The sequence below is a fragment of the Photorhabdus sp. P32 genome (assembly GCF_038085095.1).
GTDB lineage: Bacteria > Pseudomonadota > Gammaproteobacteria > Enterobacterales > Enterobacteriaceae > Photorhabdus > Photorhabdus luminescens.
This window is the reverse complement of sequence record NZ_JAZGJN010000265.1, coordinates 39,678-48,662: the sequence shown is the minus strand read 5'-3', so window position 1 is coordinate 48,662 and position 8,985 is coordinate 39,678. Positions and strand designations below refer to the sequence as shown.

The window sequence follows — 8,985 nt, the reverse complement described above, 5'->3', positions numbered from 1 at the left end:
CCATTTTAGGTATTAGCGCTGTTTTATTTGGTTTTAGGGGTAGGGAAATTATGGATGGAGAATTATTTTCTGTTTCATCGATTAATTTATGATCAAAAAATCGATAGGTAAGTATGATTATACAAAGCGCTATAGGAGAAAATAATCTTAGTGGTATAAGAGGAAAAGTATCTCTTCAGATTAGAGAAGAAAAAGATATACCCTTCATCTTTCAAGCTTCTGCTTTGTTGGCTGCTTTCACTCACCCCAGTTACATAGTTATCTATGCTCTTGGGGATTTATTCACTTGCCGCCGCGCTGCAACTTGAAATCCATAGGGTATAGATATTTGTGATATCAGGTGCGAGTAATTTAATTAACGATGTAAACATTATTAAAATATTATAATAATAATTTAAATTAATGAAGTGTTATTATCTGGTTGTGTGGGGGATTAATCTGAGAAAATGTGACGTAACAGATAGTTTTTTATCTTTGTGGCATAAAATGCTGGTCACATAACGCCGGCGTATTCATAATGATTTCTGATGTAAATGATTTTTTAATGAAATATGTTATCTATAACTTTTACATTTTAACGTTAGTAGATAAACGGATAATTTTTTTACGCAGGAATAAGTTCTTATGCAAGGTAAGTTAATTTTATCTTCAATTTGTTTAGCTTCGGCAATATTAGCAGGATGTACAACTGAATCTTCTAATACCGTTCAGGTCCAAAAAGTTAATTCTTATAACACCGTATATCAAGGTGTTCGTAGTCCAATTTCTATCGGTAAGTTTGAAAACCGTTCCAGTTATCAAAATGGCATTTTCTCTGATGGCGTTGATCGCCTTGGTAATCAATCTAAAACGATTTTAATCTCTCATTTACAGCAGACCGGGCGTTTTACGGTGCTGGAACGTACTAATATGGCGGAACTGAAAGCGGAAGCGGGTTTACAAGGTAAATCGCAGAAGTTGAAAGGTGCTGCTTACGTTATTACCGGTGATGTGACTGAATTTGGCCGTAAAGAAGTGGGTGATCATCAATTATGGGGCCTGTTAGGACGCGGTAAATCACAGGTGGCTTATTCTAAAGTCATGCTGAATGTGGTGAATGTAGAAACTTCCGAAGTAGTTTTCTCTGTGGCTGGTGCAGGAGAATATAAATTATCCAACCGTGAAATTATCGGTTTTGGCGGTACCGCCAGCTATGATTCAACGCTGAATGGTAAGGTACTGGATCTGGCTATTCGTGAAGCAGTAAACCGTCTGGTTGAAAGTATTGAAACCGGTGCATGGAAGCCATCTAATTAAGAAATATAGGGATATATACTCATGATATTAATGAAAAAAGCGGGCTTATTGCTGGCAGCTATGGCCTTGGCAGGTTGCGCCGCGCAGCCAAAAACGATTTATGAGTGGGATAAATACCAGCCTACAATTTATCAGTATTATCAGCAGGATAAAATGGGTTTCGAAGAGCAGGTACAGGCTTTGCAGCAAGTAATTGAAAAGGCTAAAGCGAAGAATAAACCTGTACCGCCTGGGTTGCATGCACAGATGGGCTTGCTTTATAGCAAAACAGGCCGTGTTTCAGAAGCGTTCCATCAGTTTGAAACAGAGAAAAAATTGTTTCCTGAGTCATCGCCATTTATGGACTTTTTATTAAGTAAAAATAAAGGAACTATGCAATGAACCGTATTCTTTTAGCATTGAGTCTATTGGCGGCGTTTGTACTAACTGGATGTAGTAAATCTGTCCCTTATGATTATTCTGCATTTAGAGAGAGCAAACCGAAATCCATTCTGGTTTTGCCGGCGGTAAACAAATCTCTGGAAGTCAAAGCAGGGCACAGCCTGATTTCTCATGTGACATATCCACTGGCGGAATCGGGCTATTACGTTTTTCCGGTTGCTGTTGTGGAAGAGACATTTCAGCAAAATGGCGTGACAGCGGCGCAGGATGTTCAGAATATCAGTTACAAAAAATTGCATGATATTTTTGGCGCGGATTCAGCGCTCTATTTGGATATTGAGGAATATGGTACGCAATATCAAATTATCAACAGCGATACGCGTGTAACGGCTTCCGCGAAGCTGGTGGATTTACGTAATGGTAAGCAATTGTGGCATGGACGGGCAGTTGCTTCATCGACTGAGAATGAAAGCAGTTCGAATAGCCTTGTTGGTATGTTGGTGTCCGCTGTAGTTTCACAGATAGCGAATACCATTATGGATAAAGGTCATGAAATTGCCGGCATTACAAGTAACCGCTTACTGACCGCCGGTGGTAGTCATAGTTTGCTTTATGGCCCACGTTCTGAGCATTACGGTAAAGAGCAGCATTAATCTCTGATTGGTGTTGATGTGTAATGAGCAGATATCACATTCTGCTCATTATCATGATTATTTTTATTTCGGTGACCGGATTAGCGGCCACCTTTAGCGGTATGACAATGACGTAGAATGTTTAATTGAACAGTGAATTTACTCTTATCTTGATAGTAATAATTACTCTTCTTTTGCTGTGTCATTAGCAGATAGAATATTCTTATTTTCAAACTTCGCTTCTAGTTCATTTAAACGCTGTTCCATCGCGGTCAATTTTTCACGAGTACGTAACAGAACCTGAGTTTGAATATCAAATTCTTCACGATTCACTAAATCAAGCTTGCCTAGTTGAGATTGCAAAATCATCCGTAATTTTTTCTCTACATCACCACCAAACTCTTTAACCCCTTTTGGTAAAGAATCCTGGATCTGGCGAGCAATTTGTTCAATTTTTTTGGGATCGAGCATGATGCATCCTTTTTATGGCATAAATAATTTCTAAATAGTGTAATACCAGATAGTAAAACCACAAACCATTGTGAGCTAGGTTTCACATTTGATTTTGTTGATTGCCGCCGGTAAATATTAGCGTTATAGTTCACTGGCTTATCTCAGGGCGGGGTGAAAGTCCCCACCGGCGGTAAACATCAGTCCATCTTTCGGGTGGTTTGGTGAAGCCCGCGAGCGCTCCGTTTGAGGTTATCTTTATGATAAAACGGAGGTCAGCAGATCCAGTGTGATTCTGGAGCCGACGGTGATAGTCCGGATGGGAGAGAATAACGGCATCTGTCGGGCTTTGTGCTCGTCTGTTGTTCCGGCTATGGCATTCGCTGTATCACATTAATAGTATTAATGTTTCGGCATAATGTCATAGCGAGAACTCCTCAAGACCGCCCTGATTCTGGTAATCCATAAATTTTAATGAGGTTTCTTTACCATGAATCAGACGCTACTTTCTGAATATGGCACATCATCAGAACGTGTTGAACACGCCATTAACGCTTTGCGTGATGGAAAGGGGGTGATGGTGCTGGATAACGAAGATCGTGAAAATGAAGGTGACATTATCTTTGCGGCGGAAACAATGACCGTAGAGCAAATGGCGCTGACTATCCGTCATGGCAGTGGAATTGTCTGCTTATGTCTGACAGAAGAGCGCCGTCAGCAATTACAATTGCCCATGATGGTAGAAAATAACTCTAGCCCGTTCCAGACTGCATTCACCGTAACCATTGAGGCCGCTCAGGGAGTGACGACGGGGGTTTCTGCGGCTGACCGCATCACAACCATTCGTGCAGCGATTGCAGATAATGCTAAACCCAGTGATTTGAATCGTCCGGGACATGTTTTTCCACTGCGTGCCCAACCTGGCGGCGTGTTGGTTCGTCAGGGGCATACTGAGGCAGCAATTGATTTAGTTAGTTTGGCCGGTTTTAAACCAGCAGGTGTATTGTGCGAATTAACCAATGATGACGGTTCAATGGCGCGTACTCCTGAGGTGGTGCAATTTGCGAGACGGCATGGTATGCCGGTAGTCACTATTGAAGATTTGGTAACTTATCGCCAGGCAATAGAACAGAAAGCAAGCTGAAACGTTATTGTCCGATAAGCTGATGAAATATCAGTTATAACGTATGCATTCTCTGAAGCCACAGTTCGCGCAAGCTGTGGCTTTTCAGTTTTTTTGAAAAACTCCATCACTGTTAGCCCACTGTTTTACTTATCTGACAAGGCATAACCTGTCCGCAAGTATTAAAATTACCTATATTTGGTGTGAGAGGTCGTTATGAATATTTCCAGAATGCCGTCACTGTTTATTGGTCATGGCAGCCCAATGAATGTACTGGAAGAAAATCGCTATACCAATGTGTGGCGTGAACTTGGTGAAAGGCTGCCTGTACCCAGAGCGATTCTGGCGATTTCTGCTCATTGGTATACCAATGGCACAGCGGTAACAGCTATGACTCAGCCGAGAACTATCCATGATTTTCGTGAATACTGAATTTAAAAAAATTGGATAATTATAGCTACAATTTTGATTGTCATTAACTAAAGTAGAGAGATATTTAAAAATGACGAATAGAGTTGATATTGATAGGGATAAGTTAATCTATACAGAAGATTTAGGGTGGATAGATCTCGGTCATGCTAGAGGTGATGATTCTAGAATGTTATGGGAGCAATTGATCACCGAGAAAGGGGACTCTCCTTTTATGAAAGGATATTTTCTGGTTAGTTATACTCAAAGCATGAGTAAATATTTTTTTAAATCATCAATTAATGCACAATGGATGGTAAAAAGGATTATCTATAGAAATTAAAAAATCCATTGCATTTTCAATGATGTATTGTGTGTCGTTAGAATTTGAAGGGTTACAGTCTAATTTGATTTTCTCAAATATTACTGATAGTGGATTTAGTTGTGAAGATTTAATTTCAAATTTACTGGGTTTTTATAAATCGGTGCAACCAAGGGATTATATATCTTTAATAAAACCTAAACCTAAAGAATATGCATACAAAATATGGGATTATTATGGTCCTGTGGGGAAGTATAAGAATAGAGAATTGAGGCCTTTGATCTTCCCTGATCCTGATAAATATCCTAACAATGCTTTTCCATGTAATAAAAATTTGCCATATTATTTAAATACGATTAAACCTTTTTCTTCTTATGAGAAAGATCTTGTTATAACTCATGTAAAGCCAACAGCTTCTTATGGAGTTAAATTGTGAAGACGTTGTTTTTCTCTGTGTTTTTTGTCTTTACTTTTATCTTTTGCTATTGGTGGTTTTTATCAATGCCTAATGTATTTTATAGTGAAAGAGATTTCTTCAAATATAATTTTTTAACTTATAATGAAATAATAAATTCTCCTCGGGTATCGGGGGATTATATTTTTGAATATGCGCCAAACGATGAAACATCACCACAAAGTAGTTTAGTTTATTATTGTGATATAAAAGAAAAACAACATGCTTATTCAGAGCTGATTGATTATATAAATAAAAAAGGATTTTTGATTAATAAAGATGATATATGGTATAAGAATAGCGAAAATGATATAGAGTTATTCTATTTGAGAGAAACTACATTTAGAGGAAAGAAATGTTTAGCATTAATTTTTTCAAAAGAGATAAAATAATTGAAAATATATTGGGGACTTCTCCCCAATATATTTATTTTAACGAATTCTTTCATCCCATATACTATATCCAGACGTACCTGCAATATGGTGTTTCCATGTTATATTGCCATAGGCAATAGATATTATTTCGTAGGGCTGTGCATCATTATGAGTAAGTGAGTTAGGATAATGAGTGGATATGCTTTTTATCGAGGCGTGCATAATATCAATTGAGTAGTATTTTTCTTGAGCACCATTACTTGATGTTCTATAAAAATCTAATCTGCAATTTATGGATTCATTTTCTGATATTGCTATGCCTAATAAAGGAGATGATTTGTCTATAGGTTTAGTGATTGAAATAGGTGAGTGATTAACATTTTGTTCTCTGCTAATATCATGGTCGAATGAATAAACATAAATTTCATTTTCATGACCTGTTTGATATATATTCCCTATGGAATCATAGGTAGAACAACCACTGGATATCAGCCCTTGTTTTTTACCTGTAATGGTTAAATATATCGTGTTCGCCATAGTATTTACCTTTATTATAAGCTTATAAGGATACAACGTTTTTTATCGGATTGTTGAAGGAGGAATCTTTGGCGTTGTGACGACCTATTTTAATTCCTCCTTGATTATACCCGTTATCTTTCAAGTTGCCTCTTTGTTGGCTGCACTCACTCACCCCGGTCACATAGTTATCTATGCTCCCGGGGATTCGCTCCCTTGCCGTCGCGATGCATCTTGAAATCCATTGGGTATAGTAATTAATCCAAAATAATATGTGGATAGAAGCGAGATAAATCTTGGGTGATTAATTCACTGTCTTCCCGCAAACCAATGCCGCAAGGCTGATCATTCACCAGCCAGCTACCAATTACCGTATAATTGTCACCGAATTTTGGCAGTGTATGGAATTGCTGAACGATCATGCCTTCTTTACCGTAAGGACCATCAACACTGGCAATTTCCTTACCCTTTTCAATGATACGGATATTAGCCCCTTCCCGTGAGAACAGCGGCTTAATAACATAGCTATCCATTGCCGGATAATTATCATCGGCAAAATAAGCCGGTAGCAGGTTTGGATGATTTGGAAACATCTGCCACAACATGGGTAGCAATGCTTTGTTGGAGATAATGCTTTTCCAAGCGGGCTCTAACCAACGAACGCCAGCATCTTCCAATTTGGTAGCGAAAATCTCACGGAACATTAATTCCCAAGGGTAGAGTTTGAACAGATTGCTGATCACCTGATCTTTCAGGTCAGTAAATTGTCCTTTTTCTCCCAAGCCGATATCTTCAATAAATAAAAATTCGGTTGGAACACCCGCTTCCAGCGCACAATCTTGCAAGTATTGAACGGTACCGCGATCTTCTTCCGTATCCTGACAGCAGGCCATGTGCAGTAAGCCAAAGCCATGTTCATCACGCAACTGAGCAAAGCGTTCAATCAACTGCTCTTGCATGCTGTTGAATTGATCGGCATGTGCTGGCAGCAACCCGGCATTCATCTGATCTTCTAACCAAATCCATTGGAAAAAAGCGGATTCATACAGCGAGGTTGGCGTATCAGCATTATTTTCCAACAATTTTGCCGGGCTTTTACCATCGTAAACTAAATCCAAACGGGAGTAGAGTGACGGCTGGCTGGTGATCCAGGAACTACGAACAAAATCCCAACAATGTTTTGGAATCTGAAATTTAGTCAGCAACTCTTCACTATCGACGACTTTCTCCACTACCTGCAAACACATCTGGTGTAGTTCAGCGGTGGTAGCTTCGATTTCTTCAATTTGGGCGAGAGAAAACTGGTAATAAGCCTCTTCGCACCAGTAGGGTTTGTCATACATGGTGTGAAAATTAAAACCATATTCTATCGCTTTTTCACGCCAATCCGGGCGTTCAGTAATCGCAATACGTTTCATCCGTGGTTAGCCTCCCACTGAACGGGATGTGGAGCCTGAAGAGGCGCTGCTGCGTTGCATGGCTGACTGTTTTGCAACAGAGTCGCCGAAGCCGCCCCGCGTAATGGTTGTCGTAGTTGCTGGTTTTGGCGCCATAGCTGTTTTAGGTACTGTCATGGAACGACCGCCTGCGGTTGCAGGGCCATAGCTTTTACCCGACGCATCGACGAATTGACCGTTTGCCGGGCTGGCGGCGGATTTGGAGCTAAACAGAGGTTGTGATGGCGCTGAACCACCCCCCATTAAACGTCCCATCATATAACCTGCCATCAGCGGCATCCAGAAGCTGCCGCTTTGCTGTTGCTGCGCCTGTGCTTGGCCATTGGCGTCGGTACTGGAAGCGGAGGCGCCAGGGCCAGCTTGTGCCGGTGCCTGAGTACATTGCGCTTCGCCGAATTCAGCAATGCAGTCTTCTTTGGTGGCATATTTAGGCGCGGTTTTTTCCGCTTCTTTCAACGCATTGTTGTAAGCAGTAGTACACTGCGCACTTTGTGATGGATTGGCTTGAGAACATTCATCTGCATTCATGTAAAGAGAGACAGTTTCATCACTCTTTTCACAGGCAGATAACATGAAAACCGCACTGACAGCCATTGCCACAGGTGCAAGGCGATAGTTACGCCAAGCCTTACGGAATGTGTCGTGGTTAATATTTTTGGTCCGCTTTATTGTCATAGTCGTATACCCAGATTTTAAGTGTCTGTAATTCTTTCTTGAAATAGCTTTAAGGATAGGGGAAATATGAACAAAATTAAAGCATAAACCTTCGAATTGCTAGCTTGATTTTTTGTCTGACAAAGAAGTTGCCGGATATTGATTATCTGGTATTCCGTTTAATCTGGTTTTAATGTTGCAAAATATCTGTTTTTTAGAAAAATAGTGCCGTGATTAATGTTTTATGATATTAATCTTAATTCCATGAATTCAGGTAAATTAAGGTGATTGAATATGTAAAACGATTATGTAAGTAAATCTACTAATTATATTTTCTACTTTTTGTCTCCAGAGAATAACCTCAAAAATATAATCTTAAATTAATAACTTATTGTTATTATATTATTGGTGTTGTATTTTCTATTTTAATTAAGGAATTAAGTAATATGGATAAAAGTCAATATTCAGAAAAATGGCAGACACGTTTTGCATTCTTTGAACAGAATGGCGCCCCTAAAACGCCTGAGCACAAAGCCGCCATGAAAGCAGAACCCTCTATGCGTCGTATATTGTTGAACATGAATTTTATTGCCTTCTTTTTTGGTTTCATTTACTTCTTTGTTTTAGGGTTGTGGCGGAAAAATCTGGTTTTACTTGGAATTGCTGTTGTAGTGATGATGATATTGGGAGTTATGAAAGGCGTTCTGGGGATTGAGCTCCCTCTTGCCGCTAATTTAGCGGTTCAATTTGCTTTTGCGGCAATATGGAGTACTACTGCTAACTATGCTTATTATTTGAAAGAAACAGTGAATAGCCAAAGCTGGAATCCGTTTGAAGGACTTTTCTAATAATATATTGTCTGGATTAAGAAATAGCAGATTTTATTTTAAAACAAATTACTATTGGTGGTAGGAAATA

Annotated in this window: 13 protein-coding genes, 1 pseudogene and 1 riboswitch; of the genes and pseudogenes, 10 read left to right on the top strand and 4 right to left on the bottom strand. The window is 39.4% G+C overall.

Annotated features, from left to right (window positions below):
- Positions 1-113 precede the first annotated feature (113 nt).
- From V2H77_RS12625 to V2H77_RS12610, 4 genes are all read left to right on the top strand, one after another.
- Positions 114-308: a hypothetical protein gene (locus V2H77_RS12625; protein WP_341499071.1), complete on the top strand. Its 195-nt coding sequence runs from the start codon at positions 114-116 to the stop codon at positions 306-308.
- 316 nt (positions 309-624) lie between these two features.
- Positions 625-1,296 (top strand): CsgG/HfaB family protein, encoded by a 672-nt coding sequence (locus V2H77_RS12620; RefSeq protein ID WP_341499070.1) that lies wholly within the window; start codon positions 625-627, stop codon positions 1,294-1,296.
- A gap of 21 nt (positions 1,297-1,317) precedes the next feature.
- The gene (locus V2H77_RS12615) at positions 1,318-1,677 is read left to right on the top strand and encodes a DUF4810 domain-containing protein (protein WP_341499069.1); all 360 of its coding nucleotides are present in this window, start codon (positions 1,318-1,320) and stop codon (positions 1,675-1,677) included.
- Positions 1,674-2,330 (top strand): DUF799 domain-containing protein, encoded by a 657-nt coding sequence (locus V2H77_RS12610; protein ID WP_341499068.1) that lies wholly within the window; start codon positions 1,674-1,676, stop codon positions 2,328-2,330. The genes V2H77_RS12615 and V2H77_RS12610 overlap by 4 nt, the downstream gene beginning before the upstream one ends.
- Before the next feature lie 162 nt (positions 2,331-2,492).
- On the opposite strand, the gene ubiK is transcribed toward V2H77_RS12610, so the two are convergent.
- Positions 2,493-2,780 carry a ubiquinone biosynthesis accessory factor UbiK gene (gene ubiK, locus V2H77_RS12605; RefSeq protein WP_341499067.1) on the bottom strand — a complete coding sequence of 96 codons (288 nt, stop codon included), beginning with the start codon at positions 2,778-2,780 and terminating at the stop codon, positions 2,493-2,495.
- A 136-nt stretch (positions 2,781-2,916) separates the two neighbouring features.
- A riboswitch (FMN riboswitch) is annotated at positions 2,917-3,094 on the top strand.
- Positions 3,095-3,249: 155 nt separating this feature from the next.
- Between ubiK and ribB the strand changes: the two genes are divergently transcribed.
- The 5 genes and pseudogenes from ribB (at position 3,250) to V2H77_RS12580 (ending at position 5,458) form a co-directional block, all read left to right on the top strand.
- A complete protein-coding gene (gene ribB / locus V2H77_RS12600; RefSeq protein WP_341499066.1) occupies positions 3,250-3,903 on the top strand; it encodes a 3,4-dihydroxy-2-butanone-4-phosphate synthase in 654 nt (217 codons plus the stop codon).
- 195 nt (positions 3,904-4,098) lie between these two features.
- Positions 4,099-4,302 (top strand): annotated as a pseudogene (locus tag V2H77_RS12595) (dioxygenase family protein); the annotation flags it as partial.
- A gap of 82 nt (positions 4,303-4,384) precedes the next feature.
- Positions 4,385-4,633, top strand: a complete 249-nt coding sequence (locus V2H77_RS12590; RefSeq protein ID WP_341499065.1) for a hypothetical protein — start codon at positions 4,385-4,387, stop codon at positions 4,631-4,633.
- A gap of 31 nt (positions 4,634-4,664) precedes the next feature.
- Entirely contained in the window at positions 4,665-5,048 is a 384-nt protein-coding gene (locus V2H77_RS12585) for a hypothetical protein (protein ID WP_341499064.1), read from the top strand.
- A complete protein-coding gene (locus V2H77_RS12580; RefSeq protein WP_341499063.1) occupies positions 5,045-5,458 on the top strand; it encodes a hypothetical protein in 414 nt (137 codons plus the stop codon). Before V2H77_RS12585 ends, V2H77_RS12580 begins: the two co-directional genes overlap by 4 nt.
- A gap of 39 nt (positions 5,459-5,497) precedes the next feature.
- On the opposite strand, the gene V2H77_RS12575 is transcribed toward V2H77_RS12580, so the two are convergent.
- The 3 genes from V2H77_RS12575 to V2H77_RS12565 form a co-directional block, all read right to left on the bottom strand.
- The gene (locus tag V2H77_RS12575) at positions 5,498-5,977 is read right to left on the bottom strand and encodes an Hcp family type VI secretion system effector (RefSeq protein ID WP_341499062.1); all 480 of its coding nucleotides are present in this window, start codon (positions 5,975-5,977) and stop codon (positions 5,498-5,500) included.
- 236 nt (positions 5,978-6,213) lie between these two features.
- A complete protein-coding gene (locus V2H77_RS12570; protein ID WP_265379159.1) occupies positions 6,214-7,374 on the bottom strand; it encodes a glutathionylspermidine synthase family protein in 1,161 nt (386 codons plus the stop codon).
- Between the two features lie 6 nt (positions 7,375-7,380).
- Complete coding sequence (locus tag V2H77_RS12565) at positions 7,381-8,088, bottom strand: DUF1190 family protein (protein ID WP_341499061.1); 708 nt, start codon at positions 8,086-8,088, stop codon at positions 7,381-7,383.
- A 425-nt stretch (positions 8,089-8,513) separates the two neighbouring features.
- Between V2H77_RS12565 and V2H77_RS12560 the strand changes: the two genes are divergently transcribed.
- The gene (locus tag V2H77_RS12560; RefSeq protein ID WP_341499060.1) at positions 8,514-8,915 is read left to right on the top strand and encodes a DUF2628 domain-containing protein; all 402 of its coding nucleotides are present in this window, start codon (positions 8,514-8,516) and stop codon (positions 8,913-8,915) included.
- Positions 8,916-8,985 lie beyond the last annotated feature (70 nt).

What these genes read in the sequence shown, in the direction of transcription:
- V2H77_RS12625 (WP_341499071.1), top strand. Translation starts at nt 114, where the DNA reads ATGATTATACAAAGCGCTATAGGAGAAAATAATCTTAGTGGTATAAGA.
- V2H77_RS12620 (WP_341499070.1), top strand. Translation starts at nt 625, where the DNA reads ATGCAAGGTAAGTTAATTTTATCTTCAATTTGTTTAGCTTCGGCAATA.
- V2H77_RS12615 (WP_341499069.1), top strand. Translation starts at nt 1,318, where the DNA reads ATGATATTAATGAAAAAAGCGGGCTTATTGCTGGCAGCTATGGCCTTG.
- V2H77_RS12610 (WP_341499068.1), top strand. Translation starts at nt 1,674, where the DNA reads ATGAACCGTATTCTTTTAGCATTGAGTCTATTGGCGGCGTTTGTACTA.
- ubiK (WP_341499067.1), bottom strand. Translation starts at nt 2,780, where the DNA reads ATGCTCGATCCCAAAAAAATTGAACAAATTGCTCGCCAGATCCAGGAT.
- ribB (WP_341499066.1), top strand. Translation starts at nt 3,250, where the DNA reads ATGAATCAGACGCTACTTTCTGAATATGGCACATCATCAGAACGTGTT.
- V2H77_RS12590 (WP_341499065.1), top strand. Translation starts at nt 4,385, where the DNA reads ATGACGAATAGAGTTGATATTGATAGGGATAAGTTAATCTATACAGAA.
- V2H77_RS12575 (WP_341499062.1), bottom strand. Translation starts at nt 5,977, where the DNA reads ATGGCGAACACGATATATTTAACCATTACAGGTAAAAAACAAGGGCTG.
- V2H77_RS12570 (WP_265379159.1), bottom strand. Translation starts at nt 7,374, where the DNA reads ATGAAACGTATTGCGATTACTGAACGCCCGGATTGGCGTGAAAAAGCG.
- V2H77_RS12565 (WP_341499061.1), bottom strand. Translation starts at nt 8,088, where the DNA reads ATGACAATAAAGCGGACCAAAAATATTAACCACGACACATTCCGTAAG.
- V2H77_RS12560 (WP_341499060.1), top strand. Translation starts at nt 8,514, where the DNA reads ATGGATAAAAGTCAATATTCAGAAAAATGGCAGACACGTTTTGCATTC.